Origin of the sequence: Planomicrobium soli (genome assembly GCF_003014655.1) — a bacterium.
Classification (GTDB): domain Bacteria; phylum Bacillota; class Bacilli; order Bacillales_A; family Planococcaceae; genus Planococcus; species Planococcus soli_B.
In genome coordinates this window covers 222,800-249,103 of sequence record NZ_PYAT01000004.1, presented here as the reverse complement: position 1 = coordinate 249,103, position 26,304 = coordinate 222,800, and the positions used below count along the sequence as shown (strand labels likewise).

The following is a 26,304-nucleotide window of genomic DNA, read 5'->3' as shown; positions in this document are numbered from 1 at the left end:
TTATATTCTAATAAGCGTTACGTGAACCAAAGAGAACTAATAACGTTTTAAATATTAGTTTTAAATCCACTAAAATACATTGCTCTTCTATATATTTCAGGTCCAAAGCAACCCATTCTTCAAATCCAATACTACTTCTTCCACTTACCTGCCAATAGCAAGTAAGTCCTGGAGTTACAGCCAACCGCTTTTTTTCATGAACAGTATATTGCTCCACCTCATCCGGCAGCGGTGGTCTCGGTCCTACTAAACTCATTTCTCCTTTGAGCACATTTAATAGCTGAGGCAGTTCATCAATACTTGTTTTTCTGATAAATCTTCCTATTTTCGTAACTCGCGGATCGTGTTTAATTTTAAAAACTGGTCCTGTTGCTTCATTTCGTTTTGCCAAAGTTGCTTTTAACGCTTCCGCATTGCTTACCATTGAACGAAATTTATACATATAAAATACCTTTTCGTCTTTTCCAACTCGTTGTTGCTTAAAAAAGATTGGGCTGCGCCAGTCTTCACTCTTAATTAAAATACATATAACTACCAACAATGGAAGGAGAAGAATAATCCCAATTAATGAAAATAAGATGTCGATAAAACGCTTAATATATTTATAAGTACTGTTAACATTATTTACAGCTACTTTAATAGTAGGTTGCAGAAAGTCGGTTGCTATCTCCTGTTTTCTTCTCTCAGAAACTTTCAAAAAGATCCCCCCTTTTTCGTCTGGTAATCTACAATTAAGTTTTGAAATTCTCGTTTAATCTCCTAAGTCTAATTGAGCAATTTTTTGACTTAATTAACACTAGAGACAATTACTAGTTTAATAGAGTTTTAAGAACTAGTTTTGAAACAGTACTGCAACCCCCCCGATCTTTTTCTGAATTTTCAATAATTAATCATATTATAGTTTAATTTAACATTCTTTTAACAATTAATTTTTTAAAACTAGTAAAATGTAACTTAATATTCAGTTTACTTAATCTACTTTTTAATAAACCTGAATACATTTGCCTAATTAAAAATTAAATCTTTTTCTATCTTTATTCTCTTACTTTTAAATTTTTTAGTATGCTAGAAAGCTAGAATATAATTGGAAAAGAATATAATCCATAGTTGACTTGAATGAAGACAACTTGGCCAATGTAATAGATACAATGACCGAGCTGTTTTGATTATAGATGTATAATGTTTAGTTATTTTAATACTTTCGTACTTATAACCTTCGCTGGAAATCCTACAACAGTAGAAAATTCCTCTACATTTTCCAACACAGCAGAATCGTATGAATAATACTCTATTGCCCAACTTCTATCATCGGCAAAATGGCATCTTCAGTTCTAATTAATGCCATTCCCCTATTCTTTGCACTACCTGCTATTGCAGCACCTGGAGATATATAGATAAAATTCCCGTTTCTAAAATCACGTTCCACCATAGTTCTCAAGTTTACTATCGTATGTCTGCCGATGCTTGCAGCAGCGTTCACTACCGCTCCCGGCATAATAGTCGGTATTTGATCCAAGACACTCAACGATTTTGCTTCTCACCGTATTGGCACCGATTGCGATAAAGACTTTTGCCTGCTCTTTTCGGATCAATGTATGTACTTCAGAAATCGGCCGAACCAGCAATTTTTTAAAAAAAGACCGGTGTATTTATCGTCCAGCTTTGCTACAACTCGGTTCCCACAAGATACTACATTATCGGCAATGACGCTGGCATGGCCACTATCTCCAATCAGTATAATGTTCATTTGCCTTCTTCCTCAATCAATTTAGTATTTTGCATTTTAATCTGATTTCTTTCCTTGTTATGTTATTTTTGTTATTTTCAGTATATATTCTCCTATGAAACTTGACATATAAGTAGTTAAAAAGTAACATTTTATTTATGTAAAAATAAGCGCCAAAAGATGTTTTTAATACTTTTATCAAATTCACAGCCACCTTAAAGAAATTGATGCACTTCCTTTAAAGCGGCCCTATTTAAAAATTTTATTTGTCTTTCGCTGTACTTACTCACTATCTTGCAACAACTCCATCTTCCGGGAAGACTCAAAATCAAACTTGCCCGCCGGGTTTTCCAAAGTCGGCAGCATGTCCAGAAACGGGAACAGCTCTTTCTTCGCCACTTCGTACATCCGTCCGAGTTCTTTTACCGGATCTGGATGTTCATCCACCCGCAAATCAACGAGCGGGTATTCTTCTATGGAATACATTTTCAACGAAGCGGACTGACGGCACTCTTATCGCCTCTAGTGGCTTGCCCCGCTTCAATGGCTTTCAAGAGTCGTTCCGCTAATGTTAAACCGCCTGTGCTTCCAAAGGATTTTTTTATTTCTGGGTCGTGTCCTCGCTAGGACAAAACTAGGAGACACTAATCAAAAATACTGACTTGGCCTTGTATCGTACAAAAAATACCGGCAGATTCACTAATCGAAATTTCAACTAATATTTCTATATCAATAACTAATAATTCGTAAATTTTCATCAACAATCTTTCTGTAATTTTAAATTGTCAAGCACATACTATTCAAAGAAATAACTTTTAAAACAATATCTATATTTCATTTCTAAAAAAATCCTATCTGTAAAGAATGAATAACTTCTATAGATTTATAAGTCAACTATATTTTCAGTTTTGATTACCACATACTTATTCCGCACATTGCTAACTTTAATTCCGTAAAAATCTGCATTCATACTAGTGAAATTTTACTACTTATATGTTATTGTAAAGTAATAATTGGCCTACACATAATCCAAAGTACTCCCTATTTCAAACTATACATTCTGCTGCAAGGAAGCGTGATTTTTTATGGAATCTATTTCGTTTAATTATGATGCATCACTAGTAACCCTTTCTATCCTAGTAGCATTTTTCTCTTCATTTGTTGCGCTGGATATCAGCAGTCGGCTTGCAGCGGCTTCCGGCCCCAATCAGCTCCGTTGGATCATTTCAGGTGCAGCGGTCATGGGGCTTGGCATTTGGGCAATGCATTTTATCGCGATGCTTGCTTTCCATCTTTCGGTTGCCGTCAGTTATAATTTACCGCTCGTTTTTCTGTCGATTATTCCGGCACTTGTTTCAAGCGGCATTGCCTTTTACTTGATAAGTACTCCCGCGGCCACCCGTCTGCACTTATTTTCCGGCGCTTTTTTTATTGGGATGGGAGCCATCGCGATGCATTATCTGGGAATGGCTTCTATGGATCTGGGAGCAGATATCAGTTATGACCCGATTCTTTATCTTTTATCAGTTGGCATGGCTTTCGCTACTTCCATCGTCGCTTTATCCCGCCTGTTTTATTTGCGTGAGATGCAAGGTTTTCATTGGAAAAAAGCAGCAAGTGCGGCACTTATGTCTATGGGCATAGCCGGTTTCCATTATACCGCCATGGAAGCAGCCATTTTTTCTCCAACCATTCATCATGTAAGCAAAGGCGTTGCTTTAGAAGATGGGAAGTCGATCGGCTACGGCATTGGAACTGGAATTTTAATTATTTTATTGCTGGCACTAGGGAGTATCCGAATCGATAAGAAGCTTCTTGCCCAAAGGGAAGAATCGGAACGGAAATTTCAAACCGTGATTGAATCGGCGCACGATGCGATCATTGTCGCTGATCAATTTGGCACCATCGTTCACTGGAATCACGGTGCAAAAATGATTTTTGGCTATGAAAAAGAAGAAGTGCTTGGATTGGATATTGAAATGATTGTCCCGGGCCGTTTTAAAAACGTACTGCCAAAAGGAATTCAAGGTTATCACTTATCAAAAATTGAAGATGTTGCAGGAAAAATCATTGAAGTAACAGGAGTCAGAAAAAACGGCGACGAGTTCCCGCTGGAAATGTCTTTGAGTACGTGGCAAACGGACGAAGGCACGTTTTTCAGCAGTATCATCCGAGACGTTACAGAACGCAAGCAGTCAGAGGAAAAGATCAACAGCTTGGTATACTTGGATCCTTTGACAGGATTGCCAAACCGCCGTTTGTTCCATGAACGCCTCGACCAAGCATTAAATGAGGCTGCGGAAAAAGAGAACATCTTCTCTTTGCTGTATTTGGATCTTGACCATTTCAAATTGATCAATGATACATTCGGCCACTCTATCGGAGATCAATTACTTGTGGAAGCGACGGAACGGCTACAGCGGCATGCGACCCAGGAAGATTTGATTGCACGGCTCGGGGGTGACGAGTTTATCCTGCTGCTGCCGCATGCCGGCCGTAAAAAAGCCGCCAATTTGGCCCGGGGCCTTTTGAAGAGTTTTGAGGAACCTTTTCACTTTAACGGGGAAGAAATGTTTGTCAGTCTATCAATCGGGATCAGCAGGTATCCGGAAGACGGGAAAGATCAGGAGACGCTGATTAAAAACGCCGATTTGGCCCTGTACCGCACAAAAGATATCGGCAGAAACGGGTTCCACTTCCATACCAGTGAAATGAATGAAATTGTCATCAGAAAGTCGAAGCTGGCGTCTAGTCTCCGGACAGGGTTGGAGAATGGCGAGTTTGTCATCCTCTATCAGCCGCAGATTGATTTGAAAACAGAAAAAATCATCGGTGTCGAAGCGCTCGTTCGCTGGAACCATCCGAAACTCGGAACAATTTCGCCTGCTGAATTCATCCCGCTAGCGGAAGAAACAGGATCAATCATCCCAATCGGCGAATACGTCCTCCGCAAAGCGTGCCAGCAAAGCAAAGCTTGGCAAGACGCGGGTCTTCCTCCTTTCCGGGTCGCCATCAACATATCTGCCCGCCAGTTCACGCAGACAAACCTGGCTGAAACCGTCAAAAGCGCTCTAGAAGAATCAGGTCTGTCGCCGCAGTATTTGGAGCTTGAACTGACCGAAAGCATCATACAAGGCTCTAAAAGTTCTATTGCTACGATGCAGGAACTTAAAAAAATGGGCATTCACTTATCGATCGATGATTTTGGAACCGGCTATTCATCTTTGAGTTACTTAAAGCTGTTTCCAATCGACTCGCTGAAAATTGATCAATACTTTACGCGCAATATCCAGGTGGACTCAAAAGATGCCGCTTTGGTCGATACCATCATTCGCATGGGCCATAATTTAAATTTGAATGTTATTGCAGAAGGCGTGGAAACGGCCGAGCAGCTGGATTTTCTAAAATCCCGGCTTTGCGACCAAGCCCAAGGCTATTACTTTAATAAGCCCCTTCCTGCTGAAGAAATCAGCAAGATTTATTGCCAGAAGAAAAGCGAGTATGCATTAAGTTGAACTGTAAAAGCTCTGCCGTCGATTACCCAATTGCGACGGCAGAGCTTTTATTTTACAACTTCTGTTACAGATGGAACTTTTCGCGCCGGAACGCCCACAACACTTGAAAACTCTTCGACATCCTCTACGACAGCTGATCCTGCATGGACAATGCTCCACTGTCCTATATTCTTCACTGGGGTAACAGCGGCTCCCGCTTCGATCAAAGCACCTTCTTCAATCTTAACTACTCCGGCCACTGCGGCACCAGGAGAAACATGGACAAAATCGGCAATCCGACAATCATGTTCAACAACAGAACGGGAGTTGAGGATTACGTGATTGCCAATAGTCGCAGCCGCATTAACAACCGCTCCAGGCATAATAACCGTCCCAGAGCCGATAACAGCGCTCGGGCTGACAATCGCATCTTTATGTATGGCGGTCGCGTAGCCAGCAGGAACCAAAGAAAGGCGTTCCACGATTTTTTTCCTGACTGCGTTATTGCCGATAGCTATAATCACTTTTGCTTCTTCTTTTTTAATCAGCGAATTTGCTTCAGATACCGGTCCGAACCAGCAACCGCCTCTGTTGAAAAGTTCGGTATACTTGTCATCCAACTTCGCCACTACATTGTTCCCACATGAAACGATGTTATCAGCAATGACCCGCGCATGTCCGCTGTCGCCTATCAAGATAATGTTCATCCTCAGCCCTCCTGCCTGTTTTACATCCACTGTTTTGCACTTAGCCCTTCGACGTCCAATCCTTCTTTTAAATTTCTTACTTTACTTCTTTCACACCTACCAAACTGCTACTTTTAGTATAACTGTTCACTTGTATAATGGTAGTAGTATAATTAAAAAGTCACAAAAAGAGCGATTCTACTCTGTATTACAGGTATTGCTGCTGCCAAAACAAAAATGCCCTAAAAGGTTTCCTTTAGGGCAATGAACCATTCATTTAGTTAGCTTAAATTTCTTTTATTTTTCTACCTATCATTCACTATCCTGCAGCAAGCCCATTTCCCGTGAAGATTCGAAATCGAACTTGCCAGCCGGGTTTTTCAAAGTCGGCAGCATGTCCATGAACGGAAATAGCTCTTTCTTCGCAACTTCGTATATCCGTCCGAGTTCTTTTACCGGATCCGGATGCTCATCCACCCGCAAGTCAACGAGCGGGTATTCTTCAGTGGAATATACTTTCAAAGAAGCCGACTGCCGCCCCCGCTTGTCTCCTCCAGCTGCTTGCCCCGCTTCCATGGCTTTTAAGAGCCGTTCCGCTAACGTCAAATCGCCTGTACTTTCAAAGGATTTTTTCATTTCCTGAATAGTGTCTTCACTGACCAGCATGTTTCCGGCAATGGCGTAGTTCTCACCCGTGACATGCCCGTACCAGCCGTCGCATTTATCTCCCGAAAACGATACGGCTAAACCATTCCGGTCGACGATTGAGAACTGGCGAATAGACGGATCCCGATCTTCCTGTAAAGTACGGTCCATTACTTCCTGCGCGGACAGCCCTTCCTCCAAATACTTCAATCCGTTGATGCCGATGTACGGATTGACGAACGACTGGGTGGCTATGGCGCCGACTCCCGCTTTTACAAACGGACAAAGCAAACCGACCGCCGGAACTTTTGTCGATACGGCTACCCCAAACTGGCCGGTCTTTTCATCCCGCGCCGCAATGGAAAAGGTATTGAGTTTTAACATTGTCATCCTCCTAAGAGTCACCAGATTTTGTTCTTTCTTAATTCGTAGATGAAATACCCAAAAATTGTCAACATCAAAAGCGCTGATCCAATAATGCTGACCCAGATCAAAATGGTGAACATGCCGAGTGAGATTGTCATTTACGCTCTACCTCCGATGCTTGGCTTTGTCCGACCCGGTACAGTTTATTCCAGTTGAAGTCCGCCGGTTTTACTAGGCTGCCGATCCAGCAAACAAGGAACGACACCCAGCCGCTAGCCACCACGCCCTGTAAATCCCCGACTGAGTAATAAACGATATAGCCGACGATAATTGCCAGGATTGAAGCGATAAAAGAGACGGTAGCATCGAGCTTTTTCCAGAACAATCCGTAGATGATCGGAAACACGAACGCTGCATTAATGACACCGAGGAAAATCAGCATTTGCAGCATCGTCAGGAATTTCGGCAACGAGATCAACAGTGCCAATACACCGATTACCACCGTTAGAATTTTGCTGATGCGGAGCAGCTTTGCATTATCCGCCCGCGGGTTGATACTTTGGTAAATGTCATGGATCAAGAGCGATACGAGCGCATTCAGAATCGCCGCAATGGTAGAAGCAAGTGCTGACCAAACGCCTACCAAAAATACCCAACTGACAAAATTCCCGCCGTAGATTTGTGCGATGAATGGCGCCACTTGATTGACTTCTGCCGGTGCCTGATTGGTGCCAATGGCGACAAATGCGAGTGTTGCAGTGGCGAGCGGAACGAAAAACCAGCCAATTCCAGCCAAGCCGAATATGCTCATCAGCTTGTCTTTCCGGACCGCATAAGCCCGCTGCCAAAATGTGTTGTCCATAAACACTTCACCGATGGCGAACATCGCTCCGGCAAACATGAAGAGAATACCTGCCGGCAAGAGCAAGTCCAGTTTTTCCGGCGCAAACTGCGCCATTCCCGTATAGATTGGCGCGACACCGGTCGAAAAATAAACAAGCGGCGGCACAACAATCACAACGACGAAGATAAGCATGACTTGGAAAAATGCAATACCTGTAATCGAAGAAAAGCCGCCCATAGTGGCATAGGCAATGACGATAATAAACGTCAGAACAACTGCCAACACATACGGCACATCGAAAATTTGTTCAAGCAGCAATCCGCCGCCGATTCCTTGGGTCATCAAAAGGCCGAACATATAGATGAAGAGCATGATCATAAAAAAGTAATAGTTCTTTTTATCAAAACGGTTCTTGTAAAAATCACCGACAGTTTTGCCGTTGGGAATGATTTCATGAATGCGCTTGCCAAGAGGCGAAAACGATACGACTGCAACACCACCAAGGAACGAGTACGCAATCGCTCCAATGACGCCCAATCCGTAAGCCGCTTCCGGCGCTGCCATGATTGTATTTCCGGTAATCCAGAACGCTAAGAGCGAAGTCGTACCAAATGCCACCCCGAGCTTGCCATTCCCTGAAATATATTCATCCGCCGTCGATACTTTACGGGAGATGAACCAGCTTGATGCAATGAAAATAACGCCAAGGACCAAAATAACAAGTATATTCCCCCACGGAATATTCACTTGTGATCATCTCCTTTTTCCTTATGAATCATTTCACCGTACAAACCGAATAACGGGCCATAGGCAGAAATCACAACTATGAAAAACAATACGATGCTGCTGGTAATCCAGAACGTCATGTTGTTTCCTCCTGTCACTTTTATTAATAAAAAGGCCATACACCCAAAAACCAGCTTTTTGTTCTTTTTCTCCTCATAACAAGGACAAAAAGAGAAAGAGAAACCCAAAACTGTTACAGAAAGATATTGTAAATAACATCATCCTTTCGCTTGATAAACTGAACTTACTGTAGAGTATATTGAGACCCTCCTAAATTGTCAAACTAATCAGATTATTAATAAACTTCTAGTGCAATTCCTAAAAGAACTGCTTTCTCGTACACTAAAGCAATAAATTTCACTGACAGTTTCTCAACAAAAAAAGACATCTCAAAAGAGATGCCGATTCCTATCTTTATGCTTTATGTTCTTCTGAATCACTCGATTGGCGTTGTATGTGACACCATCCAGGAATTTTTTCTTCTATTATAATAGGCAATGATCTTATACCCTTCCCCTATGGGGGTCAATATTCCGATGGTTCCCGGTTTATTGTTTACGTTTGCGAAATCGCATAAAAGCTGTACCGGCTGGCCTCCGCTGTCTTCAACGTAGATTTCCACTTCTTCTACAAACTTATGGTTTGGCGCAGGAGGCAGTTTAACGATTGCAGGCAGTTTAGAACCGCGCGGGCGGTCAATTGACAGAGGTTGCATGCCTTCCATTTCAAAGGACGGGCTTGGAGACACATCCCGGGCATACCCGTAAAGCTTGCCGTTATAAAGAATGCTCGTCGAATCGGAATCGAAGTAATAGTCCCGCAACGACATAATGGAAGCAATCCCTTCTGCCATTCCGTCCTGCGGCGCAGCCAAAAGCGGATCAAGAATGCTCAAACCTGATGGGTAATCTAGGATAACATTGGCGTAGCCATTGTTTTCAAAATATGCATGATTGATCGTGTTGGAATAGGCCGGTGTCGTATTGATTGAACCGCTTCCGATGTGGATGCCCGTAATGCCATTCGAGTCGAAGTTCCCTCCTTGGACATGGTGGCCATACAGGCCCCGTACCATGAGTCCCGCGCCTTTATTGCCGACAAAATGGCAGTCATAAATGCCATAAACGTTATTGTCGCTCCCTCTTTCTGTCTGAAGGCCACAGCCGATATGGATGGCGTATTCAGTTCCTGGCGTAACCGGCTCGTTCAGACCAGGCGATATGGCAATGGAATCCTCAGTTATGGAATCGATATGATAGACGGATCCTTCACCCTTCCCTACTTTAAAATAAGCACCAACATGGACGTCTCCATCCAAGGGGTTAAAGCTGGAAAAACGGATCACTTCCCCTGATCCTTCTGCATCTTTTCCCTGGATCATTGTGCCATTTTGGCTGAAGCGGCATAGCCCGTCAAAAACACAGAGGTTGTTGTTGCCTTCTTTCGTAATTTGTAGACCGTGGACCGATCCCCAGACAAATGCCGCATCCGAAAAACGCTTGTTCAAAATATTCGACGCAAGCATGCAGACTTTCGCGTATTGGGCATAACCATTCATCGGATCCGTCCCGCGAAACTTTATGCCTTGGACAACACCGCCACCGCCCCGCATACGCACCAGATAATCCATCGGCTGCGAAGGAGCAATGACTGTCGTATGTTGGCTATGCCCGAGCCACGATACCGTTTCATCGGTTTCAGGCACTTCGAGCGGCGCGCTGATTCGGTACAGCCCGGGCGGGAAAAACAGCGTTCCGCCACCGGGCGTTCGATACACGGCATTGATGGCTCCTTGCAGCGCCCGCCAGTCATCGATTTTCCCGTCTCCTACTGCTCCGTACGCTTTAACATTGAAAAAATGGTCCGGGTGAGCGCCAGAAAAACCACTTTCTTCAATAAGTTTAGACTCCCTGCTTTGTGAAGTGTTATTCGTCCCCTTATCTCTCCCAAACCCAAAAGCCAAATCGGATTCCCCCTCTTGTCCCTATGAACTTTGTCTCTATTTCCGACGAGATTCATCTTTACTAATTCCACAAAGGAGAGGAATTTCCTTTATGGGGATGAGTATTTTGGTCAACCTCTTATTTTTTAATTTCTTAATTATTCAAACCTTCGTTATGCAAACTCAAAATACACCTTCCAGATTTTACTTAGGCAATTTCAATTACTTCTTTTCCAAGTTTATCTTTACTTTATTAATCTTAGTTTTTTCGTTACTGAAGTTAACCGTGATAAAGCGGAAGAAAAAACATCGAAAGTTAATACTATTTTAATAATCCCTATGTTATTATAAGTTAAATTTAACTAGATAATATTACCTAATATTATTGTGAAAACAAGAATGTCTTCTTGTATAATTTACTGGAAAATAAGACAAAAAATCATGCGTTTATTCAAGCTACAGAATTTTTCATATTCCATATAGAATTGGGGCAGTCGAGATGAACTTAAACACAGATAGCAAATTTGTTCAAATGGCCATGAATTTTGTCCAGCATTATGACGACATTAAGTATTGGAAGATGAGAAAATCTGTCATAGATCCAAACTCAAACGCTCCTACAATCGTTAAACTGATTTACCTTTTCCGCATCAAACGAATGGACGCTTTTAATAATGCCTCATTTGGTACAAACATTGGCCAAGGCGCTTTTTTCTCAGAGCCCCCTCAATTGCCCCATGGTTTGAACGGCATCATCATTCATCCGAATGTAAGAATTGGCAAAGGCTGCGTTCTTCATCAACAAGTGACGATTGGCGATAACCACGATGGCAAAGCCCCTACCATTGGGGAAAATTGCTTTATAGGTGCCGGAGCAAAAATTGTTGGAGATATTATCATTGGCAATAACGTTAAGATTGGTGCAAACTGCGTTGTATTTCAAGATATTCCGGATAATGCAACAGTTGTAATTGAAAAACCAAGAATTATTGTTAAACCGGAGTATGAAAAGAAAATTGAAGTTGTTAGAGTCGTTTAAAGTATTCAATTTTATGGAGAAGTGATTCATAGGAATGTCTCCAACAGAAAAAAAGCACCTAGTCCAGAATCTGGAGAGGTGCTTCTTTTTATGAGTACGTCTTTATAACATTAACAGCAAAATTGGAATCGTTATAATGCTCGCTATGGTGCTGATGAACATGGCGCTCGATACCATATCCGGGTTCATCCCGAATTTAATGGCGAGCAACGTCGTAGTTGCAGCGGTCGGCGTGGCAGCACCAATCAAGAGAACTTTAGCTTCTAATGAGCCTGGTGGATAGATCCATCCAAGCAACAGGAAAGCAAGGACCGGCATGGCAACCAACTTAAATACGGTCGCTGTTCCGATAAACGCGAGAACGTTCTTGATCTGAATCGATGCTAACGTGACGCCAAGAAGCGTCAGCATTAACGGAATCGAAGCCTGTCCAAGCAACCCCGTCGCATTCTCAATGGCTTGCGGCACTGTAATACCAGTGACTTTCAGTGCGAATGCCAACAAAATTGCGATAACCCCCGGCATGCGAATGACAGTCAGGACAATGTCCTTTTTCGGCACTTGCGCGTGATTCGATGCATAGAAAACACCCGCCGAATTCATTAAAAACGATTGCATCGCCAAATAGATAATGCCGATTGCCACTCCTTCCTCCCCAAAAGCGAACAAGATGATCGGCAGCCCGTAATTTCCGGCATTCGGAAATCCGCTGGCCAGCATCAATGTATTTTGATAAGCCGTTTCCCATTTGAAAATCTTTCCGATTACGTAAATAAGCACTGCAAACAAAAGGAACAACGAAAAAGCAAAGAGGATAACCTGTCCAAAATCACGCATATCCATCTCAGAAGTTGAAACGGAATAAAAGAAAAGAGCGGGGCTGAACACATAAATCGACAAGTCGGATAGCGACTTCGAATCAATCTTCATGTACTTGCCAATGATAAAACCGACACCCATCAATAAGAAGACCGGCAAGACAACATTTAATATTTCAACAATGACCAATTGCGCTCACATCCGATGATTAGATTGGAAAATATCATTTTTGTGATTCCCTGATTTTGTTTACGAAAATCTCATATATCATATTGGAGATAGGAGGTTAAATCTTATTGTATATACCTTTGATAAAACCAGGTTCTAAAAAAAGAGTGCCTTTAAGCACTCTTTTGCATTGAATATCCATTGTAAAGCAAATCATCGTTCATTTATAGGCTTTTCCAAGTTGTTAATCCATTTGGCAAAACCTGACCACATTTTTTGAACGGTTGGCTCAGCTTTTTTAGCCAACCATTTGATTGGGGCTGAAACGTAGTCGACAATGTTGCCTTCAATAAGAAACTTCATCGTTATATTCACAGGTTTAGATCCAAGAACCAATACTAAAACAATGGCATATACAGGCAACTGGAAGTAATGCCATACGGTCGTAAATTCTTCAGGTTCAATCACATATACATATAGTGTCCGGACGATGGCTCCGTGAAGAATATAGATATAGGCGGTTCTTCTTCCCATATGAGTAAAGAATGTTTTTCTTTGCGGAACAAAAGACAAGAATGCAAACCCGGCCAAAAGTGAAAATGAATAGAACATTAATTGCTTCAATCCGATATACCATTGTCCATGCCCATTTGTCACATAAGAGCGGTGGGCTGCTAACCAGGATTGAACTTCTCCTGCGGGAAATTGAGTAACGACCACCCAGAGAATAGCGAAAATAACAAATCCAACTAACCGGGCTGACCTCTTTTTCGCAATCTCAAAATGCTCTTTTTTCAAGTAAAATCCGAGCATGAAGAACGGGAAATACGTTAATGTACGCTGGACATTCATGTAATGGCCGGCTGATTCAACGTACCCAATGCCAACTCCTACAACAATAGCCCATAAAAGGGGATGTTTGATTTTCGTAAAGATGAACAACAAGCACTTCCAGATAAATAAGCTGAGAATGAACCACATAGTAAATTGCGGCTGAAAAAAATCAAAAGTAAATACATTTTTGTTGTATAACAAATAATAATAGTAAGCAAAGATAATTTGGAAAATCATATAAGGAACCAGCAATGTCTTCACTGTTTTTTCTATGTAACCAGGGCGATTGAAGTTTTTTGATAAAAAACCTGTTATTACAATCAATGCAGGCATTCGAATCAATGACAAGAAATTGTTCATTTCTTTAATAAACAAATGATGCGATTGCACTTGTGAAATAAAATGGCCAAAAACAACAAAAAAGACAAGAATGAATTTTGCATTATCTAAAAAAGGATCTCGTTCTTTAACTCCAATGATGACAATTCCCCCTATCTAAAAACAATATTTTTGTTCTATGTAATCTATGTGATGAATCTTTGATACTAGAGTCAACTGCCAAAAAAATACCAATGTTAATTATATCTTGAATTAATCCTATTTCAATAAAACTAAAGGAAAACACTCCTTTCTTCCTTCTATGGATTTTTTATCAGTATATTATTTTAGAAAAAAGTCCTATTCTTTCACTTCTTTATAAACTTTCTATTTACTTTATTGGTGTTTTTTACTAATCGTATTTGTATTTGATCTATGTTATTTATCTTAAATAAATTCTCAAAGTATACTTAAACACAAAAAGGCCTCAGCTTTTAAAAGCTGAGGCCTTTTTACTTGTTCGTTTAATTAAGTCACCATAACAATCAAATTGCCGAAACTAGTTTTTACTTAATGGCATGGCAGCTAAACTTAAATTTTACTTAGGCACTGTAATTGTTGCAGTTGTTGTTTTGCCGTTTGTTGTTGTAGCGGTAATTTTAGCGGTTCCTGCAGCAATGGCCGTCACTTTACCTTTGGCGTCGACTTTCGCTACGTTAGTATTCGAGCTTTTCCATACCAAGGTTTTGTTTGTCGTGTTGCTTGGGCTTACTGTAGCCGTTAACGTAAGGGCTTTGCCTTTTGATAGCGTTGCAGTAGATTGGCTCATCTTCACGGACGTAGCAGCGACTGGCGGGATAACCGTCACTTTCGCCGTTACGGCTTTAGCATTTTTGACAGTAGCTGTAATCGTCGCCGTTCCGTTTGCTTTGCCTGTTACTTTGCCTTTGCTGTCGACAACAGCGACATTTGTATTCGAACTTTTCCAAGTGACCGTTTTATCCAGGCTGTCAATCGGTGATACTGTTGCAGTCAAAGTGCTGGCATAGCCTCTTGTAACCGTTAAACTGGTTTTATTAAGCTTGACTGTTTTCGGTGATACAGTTACCGTCAAACTTTTCACTACTTTTGAAGTAGCTTTCGAAGTTGCGGTAATGGTCGCTGATCCATTGGCGATTCCTTTGATGTTTCCGGATGCATCAACCGTTGCGACATTTGTATTTGAACTTTTCCAAGTGACCGCTTTGTTTGTAGCATCCGAAGGTGCAACAGTTGCCGTTACTTTGTACGTTTGGGTTGGAGTGATTGCTAAAGATGTCTTGCTCAATTTAATGCTTGTTGGAATAATGGCTTTCGCTTTAAAAAGCATTGTACCTGCAAGCTCAGAGATGTAAACTTTTTGTCCTGCCGTTAACTTCTGTTCAACAGGAGCAGCGGATGGATGCAGCTCAAGTTCCTTAATAATTTCGTTTTGAGCGTTATAGACATAGATATAGTTTTCATATATGTTGTTTTTTGCCTGATCAACGTCAAGCAAATAAGCTCCTGCTGGAATTTCAGCACCAACTTCGTACAATCCACTAGCCATTTTTTTCAAATCCACTGCCGGAGCTTTTGCAACTTGAACAGTTGTTCTCGTTGAAAAGGGGTAAACTTCGATCAGGTCCCCTGTTTTTAATTTGACCGTTATTTGGTTAGGATAAAAAATATTTTCACTATCAATAGTTTCCCAAACTATATCAATACCAGCTCTTGTTACAAAAACATCAGCCATGCCCGATGGAACGCTTAGTTTAGTAAGACCAGCAGGAACATGTTCCCCTACCTTATACACGCCTTGTTTTAATGTACTAAGACTTTCCGCATGTACAGTGTTGCTCACTAAAATTGATAGGAACAATACCAGTACAGATAATACCTTCAAACAACTTTTCTTTTTCACAGATTTACCTTCTTTCGTTTTTTGTTTTATATTGCTGCTACTAGCAGGAAATACCTTTGATTGATTTCAAAAGACAACTCGAAGTACAAGACAGCAATTCCACTTGCATACGAGACATTGTGTTTAGTCACACCGCCATTAACTAGTTAATATTTATTATAAAATTAATAAGCAAAAACTACTAGTCTTTTTTAACCAGTTATTTTCTTTTTTTTGTTAACAACTTCTTTTTATTTTACTGACAGGAACTCTTTCAAATAAAAAAACAGCTTCTCCTATCAATAAATAGGAGAAGCCACTTTTATAATTTTGATGAAACAATTGCCATATATGAGCTATAAATCTTCTTGCCATTCACGATCCGGTAGGCCCGCACTTTATAGAAATAAGTTTTCCCTTTGCCGAGACTGATATTCGTATAGCTTACTGAAGATCCTGAATTTCGGGTGTTGACCTTTGTATAGGTTCCTGTCTTGATAGTTGCCCGGTACACCTCATACCCGCTCGCCTCGCTCACCTTGCTCCAGGAAGTTTTAATGGACGTGCTGCTCGCTTTCTCTATTGAAATCTTGGACGGTTCGGTTAATACAGGAGTGGCACTGACTATACGTGAATACGGTCCATATAAATCTTTTCTGTTAGAAAACATGTATGCACTCACTTTGTAATAATAGGTTTTACCTGCCATCAATCCTGTATCTTCATAGCTGCAGTTAAATATGCAGCCATCTGTTTTAATCTCCTTATACGTTCCATTTTTTCAGTTGCCCGGTACACCGCATATTCTCCTGTGCCTCTGACTTTAGACCAGCTAAGTTTGATCTTGTTGTAACCTGATGGAACCGCTTTAATAGAAGCAACTTCTTTTAATTCAGATGATCCGCTTCCTTCACTTGAGTAATAATCGTATACTTTTTTGCCATTCACGATCCGATAAGAACGAACTTTATAATAATAGATACTTCCTAACCAGACATCTCTATCCCTATAAGACAGGATACTGCTTTTTTCACTGTTGCGATTTTGCTGAAGTTTTTTGTGAAGTAGGCGCGGTATATATCATAACCACTTGCGCCAGGCACTTCATGCCAGCTGACTTTCAGCTGATCAAAATCAGTTGGGGTCACTTGGACAGAAGTATTTAATACGGTGGTGTTTACCGACGCACGCTTTTTCGCTGTTTTATCATGACAGGCACTTAATTTAGATGAAATTAAGAAAACTTAAAGCCGCTGTTATTTTAAAAAGAAACCATTTCTAATTTAATGAATTATTTTCATTATTTTATATGCTTTCGAGTCACTGATAAGTAAATTAATAGTGTATAGAAGTGTAATTTACACATTACTAATAAATTGAAAAAAGCCAATCCCGGAAATCGTTAAGGTTTCCGGGATTGGCTTCCTAATTTCACTATAGAACATATTTTAGTACAGAAGTGAGCTATCTAATCCCCAATCAGCTTTGCAAAGCTTTTTTCGCAGCTACCGGTTTTTCTTTTTCAGTTGCCGGAGAATCAACTTTTGCAATGCCAAAACCGGTAAGGATGTAAATGATGGCAAAAACGATGCCCAGGTAAAGCATCGGAGCAAAAGGTGCATATTGCAGTGTCGGAACGCCAAGTGTTCCGGCGATGAAAGCGCCCGTTACACTCCACGGGATCAACGGCGCCAATGCAGTTCCGGTGTCTTCCAGTGTTCTTGAAAAGTTCTTGCGGTGCAAGCCGTATTGATCATACATCGATTTCATCATCGGTCCTAGTACTGCAAACGTTACATAGTAGCTTCCTGTAATGATGAAAAGGAAGGAATGGAGCGATAAGCTCGATAACATGATGCCTTTTCCTGTTTTCACGACTCTTTGAATGCCGTTTAAAATTACATCAATCACTCCGGCAGTCCGCAGCGGTGAACCGAAAATGGCCGCTGCAATCAATAGCGCAACTGTTCCGAGCATGCTGGAAAGCCCACCGCGCTGCAACATGCGGTCCACTACTTCCACGCCTGTCGAAGCGGTGTATCCGTCATTCAACGCAACCGCGATTTCTGCCAATCCGTTTCCTTGGAAGATAATTGCAAGCAAAGCGCCTAACAGGATCCCCACACCAAAAACAGGCAACGTCGGTTTGTTTTTATAGATCAAGAATAAAATGACGAAAGGCGGCAACAGAAGCAACGGATTCAAGTTGAAATTCGTTTCCAGCGTATTCAGAATGCTGGTGATTTGCTCGTTCTCAACTTGTCCGCTGACCCGAAAGCCCAAAAACAGAAAAAGGATCAACGAAATGACCAGTCCAGGAACCGTGGTGTAAAGCATATGTTTAATATGGTCCACCAGTTTCACATCCGTAACAGCGGCAGCCATGACGGTCGTATCCGATAGGGGCGACATCTTATCGCCAAAAAGTGCTCCGACAACGACAGCGCCTGCCGTATATTGAAGCGGAATATCCAAGCCGACAGAGACGCCCATAAAAGCAACACCAATCGTCCCGATCGTTCCCCAAGATGTTCCCGCCATAACGGACATCAACGCACAGGCGAGACAGGCTACAAACAAAAATACACTCGGTTTGATCAGCAGCAACCCGTAGTAAACTATCACAGGGATGGTGCCTGCCAGCATCCATATTCCGATCATCAAGCCAACTGCGAGCAGGATAAGGATTGGTGTAAACATAGCACGCAAGTTTTCCATCAAATCTTTCTCTATTGCATCCCATTTGATGCCCCAAAGCAAACTAAGAATAATAAGAGCCGTTCCAGCAGCAAGCAACACAATGGTTGATTCTGCATCTATAAAGATAATACCTCCGAATATGATAGCGATTGATACGGCGATAAGTGTAACCGCTTTCCATGGTGCTAATGTTGCGTTCATCTTTCTTCCCCCTTACAAATTGTTTGCCAACATACCCTTTCAATCCTTGTGCATTTTTATGCACAAGCTTATTTCTATATTGTCCACTTCCTTCTCTCTTATAGATTCAATTTACCTAAATGTAATAATATCATTGAGCAAAATAGGGTTAAACTATTTTTAAAAACTACGTTCTTCTGATTTTAAATAGCATAAAAATGAATCACCTTGTATAATAAACAGCTTTTTTGAAACCGTAGTGGAAGAAGATTTTCCAATTTACACTTAAAACTGCTGAATCAAGATTTGGCAATTCTCATCTGCCCTAAAAGTGGAAGTGACGGCATTAAACTGTGGTGCTTCTGTTTTAAGTATGATTATGGAGACCCAGTAATCCAGTAAACAGAAAAACCCCTGTCCTAAAAACATTAAAATTTCAGGATAGGGGTTTACTGGTATGCAATTGCAGAAAAAAACTAAGTTGTTGTCGGTAAAGTGACTTTATACTAATTGGATTTTCCATCTGAAAGCAGCAGACAGCCTTTCGCCTAAATTACTACTTTTTTATTTTTTTACAAATACCGTTTTGATCGACGTAAAGAATTCGATGGCGGCACGCCCTTGTTCACGGGAATGAGAGCTTGACTGCTTCATACCGCCAAATGGAGCCTGTAATTCCACGCCAGCGCTTTCTGCATTAACACGGACAAGCCCGGCTTCCATATCATTGATGAATTCCAGCATATTGCCGATATTCGTCGTAAAAATCGAAGCGCTCAATCCGTATTCCGAGTCATTAGCCAACTTTATTGCCTCTTCTAACGTCTCCACTTTCAGCAACGCCAGCACCGGACCGAAAATTTCTTCCCGGGCGATGGTCATGTCAGCTGTAACTTTATCAAAAACCGTCGGTTCGACAAAATACCCGTTGCCGAGCCCGTTAGCCGTCACGCGATTTCCTCCATGAAGCAGTTCTGCACCTTCCGCTTTGCCTTTTTCGATATAGGACAGGACATTATCCAATTGGTTTTTGCTCGCTACCGGCCCCATCCAACTGCTGTCTTCCATCCCGTTTCCGACGGTGATCTCTGACACTTTCTGAATCAGTTTTTCACGGAATTCTTCGTAGACACCTTGCTGGACAATAACCCGGCTGGTCGCTGTGCATTTTTGGCCTGTCGATTTCAATCCCCCACTGATTGTCGCAGCCACTGCCAAATCCAGATCTGCATCATCTGCGACAATAACCGGGTTTTTTCCGCCCATTTCCAACTGGTATTTGATGCCACGATCAAGTGCTGCACGCCCAATCTGCTTTCCTATTGCATTGGATCCTGTAAAGGTGATGCCGTCCACACCTGGATGTTCCGCCAAGCCTTGACCTATGACTGACCCAGAACCCGTGATCATGTTCACAACGCCTTTCGGCAATCCTGCTTCATGGAAGCATTCGATTACACGCGCGGCAGTGACAGCCGTATCGCTTGCCGGCTTTAGAACAACCGTGTTTCCATAAATAAGCGCTGGTGCCATTTTCCATATCGGAATGGCTACTGGAAAATTCCAAGGAGTGATGACGCCAACTACCCCAAGGGGGGTCCGTGTTGTAAACATCAACGCTTCGCTGTCGGATGAAGGAATCACATCTCCTACAGGCCGCATGCCTTCACCTGCATAGTACCGAAGAATGGCGACGCCGCGCGCCGTTTCTCCTTTTGCTTCGGTGAAGGTCTTGCCCATTTCCTTGGTCATCGCTTCTGCTACATATTCGGTCTTTTCTTCCAGGACAGCTGCCACTTTGAAAAGAAAATCGCCTCTTGCTGTACCGGAGAGTTTGCGCCAGGCTTTTTGAGCAGCCTTTGCCGCTTTTACTGCTTCATCCAAATCGTTGGCGGATGACATTTGAAAAGAGCCGAGCACTTCCTGGCTATTAGACGGGTTGAAACTGTCGCTAGTCTTGCCTGTATCGGATACTTTCCATTCACCGTTAATATAGTTCATGTACGTTTTCGTTTCTGTGTTTACTGTCATGTTATCCCTCCTTGGTTTTAAGACCCGGGCTATATGAACGTTCTGCATACTTTCTGCTGAAAATGCAAGGCTCTAAACCTCTTTTTCTCTTTATTTCACTTGTGCAGTTCGATCCTGGAGCTGGTGTACCGTCACGTCTCCCCAACTTAAATCATCGATTCTATATTTCTCTATTAAATCCCAATCTAACTCTACGCCCAATCCTGGCAAACTTCGATCCGGTACATGCAAATACCCATCAATATATTGAATTTTATTTTTCACGACATCCCCGACGTATAATTCAGGTCCTGTGGGATCAGAAGTATAATTGAGATTCAATAATGTGCCGCCCAGATGCGCCATGGCAGCAGTACCGATCGAGAGTTCTTGGGTCGTCCCTAAAAGGACGCTTTTCCCTACTACTTCTGCAGCAGAAGCCGCTTTCTTTGCAGCTGTTATTCCACCGATAAAGATAGGTGAGATGTTATAGATATCAACCGAATCACGCTTGATCATCTCGTATTGCTGCCGGTTGCTCCAAACATGTTCACTGATTGGGTGATCAATGCGGGTGCGAATGTGGTAAAGTCCATCGAAATCATTTCGGACAGCCGGGCTTTCCACCATTTCAAAGTCATATTTCGACAGCCTTTTTACAATTTTCAAAGATTCTTTCCAATCCAATAAATGGCTGAAATCCAATGACTTTATCTTGACTTCGGAACCGAATTCCTGCTGGACAGCATCTAAGAAGGCTTCATCCGCGTCCACATTTTTCCCTGCGTATAAGCGGAACACATCAAACCCTTGAGCATACCGCTGCCGCACCACTTCCAAATTCTCTTCCACTTCTTCTATAAAGCGATGGCGGAATATCGGATAACAAACTTTGATTTTTTCCTGGTACCTGCCACCGAGCAGCTCGGCGACAGAGATATTGAGATATTTCCCGCAGAGGTCGTGCAAAGCGGCATCGATCCCATTCCGGATAAAGCTCCCTTTTTCATAGTAGTACATGGCTTCCGGAAAATTATCCAGCAGCTCTTTGTTGATCAACGAAATATCAAAAGGATTTTTGCCGACCAGCATCGATTTCAAAACATTGGCCAAGTCCTTGATATCCACGGCATAGCGAGGCAGATGCGAGAAATCGGACATTTCACCGATTCCTGTAATTCCTTCGTTAGTGAACAGTTCCACAATCACATGCTTATTGACAAAACCCGTATGCCTTGGAATTCCGACTACAGTAAGTCTTAAATCCGTTATTTTTATCATCGCTTTTCCCCCTTTTTCAATTCCGATCAGTCCTAATACTTCCAGTTCTCAGCCTTTCGAAATCATATTTTCACTTTTCAATTCAAAACCCCATGCTTCCAGCAAATCCATAACTGCCTGCCTGTCGGTTGCATCCAGCGGACCCACAGGTTCTCTTGTGACGCCTGCTCTTAATCCTGCCAATTCCATCGCCTCTTTTATCACGACCACATTATTGCCGTTATTGTACTTGGCACGCAGATCTTCAAACGGCAGCACTTCTCGCCATAGTTTCCAAACTGTTTCCTGATCTCCTTCCTGCAAAGCAGTCAACAGCTCAAAAGATTTTTGCGGATAGAGATTAACAAGGCCGGAAGTAAATCCTTTAGCTCCGGCATTAAAGAAAAATGGCGCCCATTTTTCGGCTGTTCCGCAAATCCACGTGAGGTTGTTTTCTTCTGCCGGAACTTCAGCAACGATTTTGGCAAAACGCGGCAAGTCATTGATGGCGTATTTGATTCCCACTAACTTGTCCAGGGAAGCGAGTTGCTTGATGACGGTATCGCTGATTGAAGAATCTTTGAAGTAAATCAAAGAAGGGATATTGAGGGCTTCGATTATTCCTCTAAAATAGTCGGTCAAGCCTTCATTTGTGATATAAGGATGAACAGGCATATGTATCATCACAGCGTCCGCCCCCACTTGTTCCGCATCTTTCCCAAGCTCTATGGCCGTCTTCATCGAATAGCCGATGCCAGCCACCACTTTTGCCCGACCGTTGACGATCTCCACCACTCGTTTCACTTCTTCTTTTGCCTCTTCAATGGTCAAAGCATAAAACTCGCTCGTATTTCCACACGGAACAATCACTTCAACTCCGTTTGCGATCAAGAATTCGATATTCTCTTTTAACGCATCCCAGTCGATTTCTTTTGTTCCTTCCTTGAACGGTGTAAGGCTGATTCCTGAAATTGTTTCCAACTCTTTGCTGAACCTTTTGTAATCCATGTAAAAACCTCCTTTATTTTTGAGCACCACTTTTTTGTCCGTCTCTATTTCCTACAGAGTCTCCACCCGGTTGGTTCAAGAATTCAGCTATCGAACGGAATGCCTCCTCCGATTCTTCCAACCTATGAAAACGATTTAAAAAGCCATGGTTCATCCTCTGTATCCTTTTGTGAAAAACAGGGGTTCCTTCATGCTTTAAGCGCTCAGCATAACGTTCTCCCTCATCCCGCAGAATGTCATATTCTGCCGTAATAACCAGGCATGCCGGAAGATTTTGGAGGCTTTCGGCCCTTATAGGCGAAGCGTACGGATGATTTCCTCTTCCTGGCGTCTTTAAATAATGCTGCCAGAAAAGGCTCATTCTCATCCTAGACAATCCATGCTGGTCAAATCGATAATAAGAATCATAGACCGTTTCTTCACCTGCCTGGAAATGATCGATTACAGGGTAGAGCAGGACTTGCTTCGATACCATGCTCTTCTGGCGGTCACGCGCCATTATACAGACAGCCGCCGCCAGGTTTCCCCCGGCACTGTCTCCCCCGATGCTGATGCGGGAGCTGTCGCCGTCCAGTCTATCGCCATTTAGCCATAGCCATTCCAGTGCTGCATAACAATCCTCGAGTGCTGCAGGAAATGGCGATTCAGGAGCCAGCCGATAGTCTACTGAAACCACTTTATGTTGGCTAGAGTTAGCAAGTTTACGGCAAATCACATCATGCGTATCCAGATTTCCCAAAACAAAACCGCCGCCGTGGAAATAGAGAAAAAGCGGGAACGGCCCTTGTCCTTCCGGTGTATAGACGCGGATGGCAATGGATCTCTTCTCCAGTGGAATTTGCATATCCTCAACCGAAAAGACAGGCGGCCGCTGCTCGAAAGGAACCGTCATCTCCTTGTTTCTCATGCGAAGTTCTTCCAAAGCCGGAATATGGCCAGCTTCAGGAACCGGTTGGGCTTCCAGGAATTTTTGAATTTCGGGATGTATCGGCATTGGCATCTCCTTTCCGGCAATCCGGCAATGCATCCATCGGAAACCCGAATTTATAGCCGTTCACATTTGCCCATTCGCAGCAGTCCATTATCTTCTTTTTGATTTCCGGGGAATCCAACTGGTTTTCATGCGTAAAAATACACTGGCTATGCTCCCGGTCATGAAAAGCATTTTTCCTGGCCTCCAGCTTCAGAACAGGAGCTGGTTCATTCTCCAGCCGCAAATTTGTTTTAATGAAGAAAAGCTTTTCATCAGCATCAAAATAACGTTCCTTTTCTAGCAGCTGTTCCCTTTGGCATCCATCTAAATAATAGACCTCGTCTCTCGAATCATCTGCCGTCAGCAATCCTGTAATTCCATGCTTTGCATCTCTCCAGACCCTGATTTTCTCCCGTGTTCCATAATAGAAATGGATTCTCGGGACACTATCAAGGGCTTGGACACCGGCAAACCTGCAAATAGCATCCGTAATAATGGAATAATGGTCGAGCGCTTCTTTTGCCGACAGGCTTTCATTGGACAAGCAGTACTTGGTTTCATAGCCATAAGAATGAAACCCAAATCGCAGCCATCCTGAAGATTGCTCGAATTCTCCCTTGAAGTGTTCCGGCATTCTGTCTAAGTTCCACCGGCCGTCATTTCTGGAGTAAAAACAGTACAGCGAAAAAACAGCACCATACTGCTCGTGAAGTTGTCGAAAAAACGAAAAAGCCGGGTGGTCCCATACTGATCCGTACTTACGCTGCTCCAGTTCCCGAAGCATTTCGATCACATCATCGACAGAGATATGGATGGAATTGCGGTGACTAATCGGATCCATCAGCCATCACCTACTGCAAGGTGTAGGTCAATGAATTTCTTCCACCATCCACGACCAGCGCCTCTCCATTGATGAACGACGCTTTCCGGGATGCCAGAAAAGCTACCGCATACGCAATATCTTCCGGCTGCCCGATGCGCCCTGCAGGATGGTAAGGCAACACCTTCTCTAAATAACCGCTTTTTTCATAGAACTCCGGATCCATGATTGCTGTCTCTATGAATCCTGGACACACGGCATTCACCCTGATCCCGTCTTTGCTCAAGTCGATCGCCATCCCTTTCGTCATGCTGATAATGCCGCCTTTTGTAGCGTTATAAGGAAAAAAGTTCGGCTGCGTACGGATCGCGTGTGTAGAAGCGATATTCACGATATTTGCACCGGGTTCTTTTTTCATTAAAGGAATCGCATGCTTAGAACATAAATAATGGCCTTTTAGATTGATCGCGATACAAAGATCGAACTCATCGGGCGGGCAATCTTCAACGCTATACCGAAAATTCACTCCCGCATTATTCACCAGCAGATCAATTTTCCCTGTCCATTCCACAGTCTTTTCGATCATTTGGATAATGGATTCTTCATCTGCGATATCCACCAATAGTGCGCGCGCTTCTCCCCCGTTTTTATTGATATCCTCTGCCACCAATGCGGCATTATCTTCGTTCCGGTCGCCCAGCACTACCCGGTAACCTTCCTGGGCCAGTTCTTTTGCAATGGCTTTTCCAATACCGGAACCGCCTCCTGTAACAATCGCTGTTTTCATATCCGCACCACCCTAATCTCTTCTCTGCCAAACAATTTCTTGCCCGTTCTCTACTGGCTTCACCATTCCCTGCCGGGCCAGTTCTTCGAGTCCGCCCTGGAGGCAATAAAACAAATCGAAATTTTTTTCCTCCGGCCAATCCCCCAGTTTCTTTCCTACATGATCGATCAAACTCCTAACAGAAACAGAACCTTCTTTTTCAACTTCGTTTAAGATGTAAGCATCCACCATAGCAACAAACTCCCTGCTTTCGGCTACGAAGCGAGCAATTTCTTCTTTTCCGGAAATGAGCGGAAAGTGGCTTGTCAGAAGATGGTCAATATCCAGAGCTTCTATCTCCGTAATGGTCTCAAGATACATCCCGGGATAGCGGTTGGTGGGGCATAGAGCCAAGCCTCCCTCTCTTGCCGGAACTCCTTTTCCGAGTATGGCGTCAGCAACAATGGCCATCCGGTTTTTTGGATCATATACCATCATGTGCCCTTTCGTATGTCCCGGTGAATGCTGTAACTGGACTTTCCAGTCGGCTGACAACCGGAAACTTTCCTCTCCGGCCAAGGCGATATCTACGCTGCATTTTTCTCCCATATTCTTTAAGGACTGCTTGTTTTTTTCTTCGCTATAAGCCAAACCCAGATGTTCCAGTTCGTTATACCGATTCTTCAAAAGCTGGTTTGGATCTTCAATATTCTCGCTGTCGAATCGGTGCGCCATTATCTTCAGTTTCGGGAATAACGTTTTCAATGCCGCGTTTCCTCCGCTATGATCCGAATCCCCGTGCGTGACCAGTAAAAACGGGGATTGTTCTTCCACTATTTTTTCCTTGTCAACATATGGCCCGATTGCCTCCATCGGAGTTGCAGCCACTCCAGAATCGATAAAAAGAAGATTGTCTGTTCCAACCAAAATATGCTGGAACAGGTAGCGATTGTGATAATGCACTTCAATTCTATGGACACCAGGAAAGATTTCCAATGG

At 42.7% G+C, this 26,304-nt stretch carries 25 protein-coding genes; 2 read left to right on the top strand and 23 right to left on the bottom strand.

Annotated features, from left to right (window positions below; translation table 11 throughout):
- Window positions 1-7: 7 nt before the first annotated feature.
- The 4 genes from B0H99_RS07135 to B0H99_RS07125 form a co-directional block, all read right to left on the bottom strand.
- Window positions 8-667 carry a sugar transferase gene (locus B0H99_RS07135; RefSeq protein ID WP_181313612.1) on the bottom strand — a complete coding sequence of 220 codons (660 nt, stop codon included), beginning with the start codon at window positions 665-667 and terminating at the stop codon, window positions 8-10.
- A gap of 621 nt (window positions 668-1,288) precedes the next feature.
- On the bottom strand, window positions 1,289-1,525 hold the full coding sequence (locus B0H99_RS07130; RefSeq protein ID WP_106532962.1) for an LbetaH domain-containing protein: 237 nt from the start codon (window positions 1,523-1,525) through the stop codon (window positions 1,289-1,291).
- Window positions 1,526-1,588: 63 nt separating this feature from the next.
- On the bottom strand, window positions 1,589-1,747 hold the full coding sequence (locus tag B0H99_RS17810; protein WP_181313603.1) for a PglD-related sugar-binding protein: 159 nt from the start codon (window positions 1,745-1,747) through the stop codon (window positions 1,589-1,591).
- A 261-nt stretch (window positions 1,748-2,008) separates the two neighbouring features.
- A complete protein-coding gene (locus B0H99_RS07125; protein WP_146137255.1) occupies window positions 2,009-2,218 on the bottom strand; it encodes a DUF1028 domain-containing protein in 210 nt (69 codons plus the stop codon).
- Between the two features lie 593 nt (window positions 2,219-2,811).
- Here B0H99_RS07125 and B0H99_RS07120 point away from each other — a divergent pair.
- Window positions 2,812-5,241 (top strand): EAL domain-containing protein, encoded by a 2,430-nt coding sequence (locus tag B0H99_RS07120; protein ID WP_106532960.1) that lies wholly within the window; start codon window positions 2,812-2,814, stop codon window positions 5,239-5,241.
- A 47-nt stretch (window positions 5,242-5,288) separates the two neighbouring features.
- On the opposite strand, the gene B0H99_RS07115 is transcribed toward B0H99_RS07120, so the two are convergent.
- The 6 genes from B0H99_RS07115 to B0H99_RS07100 form a co-directional block, all read right to left on the bottom strand.
- On the bottom strand, window positions 5,289-5,927 hold the full coding sequence (locus B0H99_RS07115) for an acetyltransferase (protein ID WP_181313602.1): 639 nt from the start codon (window positions 5,925-5,927) through the stop codon (window positions 5,289-5,291).
- Window positions 5,928-6,218: 291 nt separating this feature from the next.
- On the bottom strand, window positions 6,219-6,935 hold the full coding sequence (locus tag B0H99_RS07110) for a DUF1028 domain-containing protein (RefSeq protein WP_106532959.1): 717 nt from the start codon (window positions 6,933-6,935) through the stop codon (window positions 6,219-6,221).
- A 17-nt stretch (window positions 6,936-6,952) separates the two neighbouring features.
- The gene (locus B0H99_RS18150; RefSeq protein WP_281258867.1) at window positions 6,953-7,075 is read right to left on the bottom strand and encodes a hypothetical protein; all 123 of its coding nucleotides are present in this window, start codon (window positions 7,073-7,075) and stop codon (window positions 6,953-6,955) included.
- Window positions 7,072-8,508, bottom strand: coding sequence for a sodium:solute symporter family transporter (locus B0H99_RS07105; protein WP_106532958.1), 1,437 nt, complete (start codon window positions 8,506-8,508; stop codon window positions 7,072-7,074). Before B0H99_RS07105 ends, B0H99_RS18150 begins: the two co-directional genes overlap by 4 nt.
- Window positions 8,505-8,627, bottom strand: coding sequence for a hypothetical protein (locus tag B0H99_RS18145; protein WP_281258866.1), 123 nt, complete (start codon window positions 8,625-8,627; stop codon window positions 8,505-8,507). The genes B0H99_RS07105 and B0H99_RS18145 overlap by 4 nt, the downstream gene beginning before the upstream one ends.
- A gap of 356 nt (window positions 8,628-8,983) precedes the next feature.
- Window positions 8,984-10,510: a glycosyl hydrolase family 28-related protein gene (locus B0H99_RS07100; RefSeq protein WP_106532957.1), complete on the bottom strand. Its 1,527-nt coding sequence runs from the start codon at window positions 10,508-10,510 to the stop codon at window positions 8,984-8,986.
- A 478-nt stretch (window positions 10,511-10,988) separates the two neighbouring features.
- Between B0H99_RS07100 and B0H99_RS07090 the strand changes: the two genes are divergently transcribed.
- On the top strand, window positions 10,989-11,528 hold the full coding sequence (locus B0H99_RS07090) for a serine O-acetyltransferase (RefSeq protein WP_106532955.1): 540 nt from the start codon (window positions 10,989-10,991) through the stop codon (window positions 11,526-11,528).
- A gap of 102 nt (window positions 11,529-11,630) precedes the next feature.
- On the opposite strand, the gene B0H99_RS07085 is transcribed toward B0H99_RS07090, so the two are convergent.
- From B0H99_RS07085 to B0H99_RS07025, 13 genes are all read right to left on the bottom strand, one after another.
- Window positions 11,631-12,536 (bottom strand): AEC family transporter, encoded by a 906-nt coding sequence (locus B0H99_RS07085; protein ID WP_106532954.1) that lies wholly within the window; start codon window positions 12,534-12,536, stop codon window positions 11,631-11,633.
- A 192-nt stretch (window positions 12,537-12,728) separates the two neighbouring features.
- Window positions 12,729-13,826, bottom strand: a complete 1,098-nt coding sequence (locus B0H99_RS07080) for an acyltransferase family protein (RefSeq protein WP_281258868.1) — start codon at window positions 13,824-13,826, stop codon at window positions 12,729-12,731.
- A gap of 439 nt (window positions 13,827-14,265) precedes the next feature.
- Window positions 14,266-15,609, bottom strand: coding sequence for an Ig-like domain-containing protein (locus B0H99_RS07075; protein ID WP_106532952.1), 1,344 nt, complete (start codon window positions 15,607-15,609; stop codon window positions 14,266-14,268).
- 301 nt (window positions 15,610-15,910) lie between these two features.
- A complete protein-coding gene (locus B0H99_RS07070) occupies window positions 15,911-16,258 on the bottom strand; it encodes a fibronectin type III domain-containing protein (protein WP_146137253.1) in 348 nt (115 codons plus the stop codon).
- Window positions 16,259-16,296: 38 nt separating this feature from the next.
- Window positions 16,297-16,536: a hypothetical protein gene (locus tag B0H99_RS07065; protein ID WP_106532950.1), complete on the bottom strand. Its 240-nt coding sequence runs from the start codon at window positions 16,534-16,536 to the stop codon at window positions 16,297-16,299.
- Window positions 16,537-17,067: 531 nt separating this feature from the next.
- On the bottom strand, window positions 17,068-18,489 hold the full coding sequence (gene nhaC, locus B0H99_RS07060) for a Na+/H+ antiporter NhaC (protein ID WP_106532949.1): 1,422 nt from the start codon (window positions 18,487-18,489) through the stop codon (window positions 17,068-17,070).
- Between the two features lie 543 nt (window positions 18,490-19,032).
- Window positions 19,033-20,499, bottom strand: a complete 1,467-nt coding sequence (gucD, locus tag B0H99_RS07055; RefSeq protein ID WP_106532948.1) for an alpha-ketoglutaric semialdehyde dehydrogenase GucD — start codon at window positions 20,497-20,499, stop codon at window positions 19,033-19,035.
- 90 nt (window positions 20,500-20,589) lie between these two features.
- The gene (locus B0H99_RS07050) at window positions 20,590-21,756 is read right to left on the bottom strand and encodes a mandelate racemase/muconate lactonizing enzyme family protein (protein ID WP_106533019.1); all 1,167 of its coding nucleotides are present in this window, start codon (window positions 21,754-21,756) and stop codon (window positions 20,590-20,592) included.
- Between the two features lie 51 nt (window positions 21,757-21,807).
- Window positions 21,808-22,746 carry a dihydrodipicolinate synthase family protein gene (locus B0H99_RS07045; RefSeq protein ID WP_106532947.1) on the bottom strand — a complete coding sequence of 313 codons (939 nt, stop codon included), beginning with the start codon at window positions 22,744-22,746 and terminating at the stop codon, window positions 21,808-21,810.
- A gap of 13 nt (window positions 22,747-22,759) precedes the next feature.
- The gene (locus B0H99_RS07040) at window positions 22,760-23,740 is read right to left on the bottom strand and encodes an alpha/beta hydrolase (protein ID WP_181313601.1); all 981 of its coding nucleotides are present in this window, start codon (window positions 23,738-23,740) and stop codon (window positions 22,760-22,762) included.
- Complete coding sequence (locus B0H99_RS07035; protein WP_106532945.1) at window positions 23,688-24,560, bottom strand: hypothetical protein; 873 nt, start codon at window positions 24,558-24,560, stop codon at window positions 23,688-23,690. The genes B0H99_RS07040 and B0H99_RS07035 overlap by 53 nt, the downstream gene beginning before the upstream one ends.
- A 10-nt stretch (window positions 24,561-24,570) precedes the next feature.
- Window positions 24,571-25,326, bottom strand: coding sequence for an SDR family NAD(P)-dependent oxidoreductase (locus tag B0H99_RS07030; RefSeq protein ID WP_106532944.1), 756 nt, complete (start codon window positions 25,324-25,326; stop codon window positions 24,571-24,573).
- A 12-nt stretch (window positions 25,327-25,338) separates the two neighbouring features.
- Window positions 25,339-26,301, bottom strand: a complete 963-nt coding sequence (locus B0H99_RS07025) for an MBL fold metallo-hydrolase (protein ID WP_106532943.1) — start codon at window positions 26,299-26,301, stop codon at window positions 25,339-25,341.
- Between the last annotated feature and the right edge of the window lie 3 nt (window positions 26,302-26,304).

What these genes read in the sequence shown, in the direction of transcription:
- B0H99_RS17810 (WP_181313603.1), bottom strand. Translation starts at nt 1,747, where the DNA reads ATGAACATTATACTGATTGGAGATAGTGGCCATGCCAGCGTCATTGCC.
- B0H99_RS07120 (WP_106532960.1), top strand. Translation starts at nt 2,812, where the DNA reads ATGGAATCTATTTCGTTTAATTATGATGCATCACTAGTAACCCTTTCT.
- B0H99_RS07115 (WP_181313602.1), bottom strand. Translation starts at nt 5,927, where the DNA reads ATGAACATTATCTTGATAGGCGACAGCGGACATGCGCGGGTCATTGCT.
- B0H99_RS07110 (WP_106532959.1), bottom strand. Translation starts at nt 6,935, where the DNA reads ATGTTAAAACTCAATACCTTTTCCATTGCGGCGCGGGATGAAAAGACC.
- B0H99_RS18150 (WP_281258867.1), bottom strand. Translation starts at nt 7,075, where the DNA reads ATGACAATCTCACTCGGCATGTTCACCATTTTGATCTGGGTCAGCATT.
- B0H99_RS18145 (WP_281258866.1), bottom strand. Translation starts at nt 8,627, where the DNA reads ATGACGTTCTGGATTACCAGCAGCATCGTATTGTTTTTCATAGTTGTG.
- B0H99_RS07090 (WP_106532955.1), top strand. Translation starts at nt 10,989, where the DNA reads ATGAACTTAAACACAGATAGCAAATTTGTTCAAATGGCCATGAATTTT.
- B0H99_RS07070 (WP_146137253.1), bottom strand. Translation starts at nt 16,258, where the DNA reads ATGTTTTCTAACAGAAAAGATTTATATGGACCGTATTCACGTATAGTC.
- nhaC (WP_106532949.1), bottom strand. Translation starts at nt 18,489, where the DNA reads ATGAACGCAACATTAGCACCATGGAAAGCGGTTACACTTATCGCCGTA.
- gucD (WP_106532948.1), bottom strand. Translation starts at nt 20,499, where the DNA reads ATGACAGTAAACACAGAAACGAAAACGTACATGAACTATATTAACGGT.
- B0H99_RS07045 (WP_106532947.1), bottom strand. Translation starts at nt 22,746, where the DNA reads ATGGATTACAAAAGGTTCAGCAAAGAGTTGGAAACAATTTCAGGAATC.
- B0H99_RS07040 (WP_181313601.1), bottom strand. Translation starts at nt 23,740, where the DNA reads ATGCCGATACATCCCGAAATTCAAAAATTCCTGGAAGCCCAACCGGTT.
- B0H99_RS07035 (WP_106532945.1), bottom strand. Translation starts at nt 24,560, where the DNA reads ATGGATCCGATTAGTCACCGCAATTCCATCCATATCTCTGTCGATGAT.
- B0H99_RS07030 (WP_106532944.1), bottom strand. Translation starts at nt 25,326, where the DNA reads ATGAAAACAGCGATTGTTACAGGAGGCGGTTCCGGTATTGGAAAAGCC.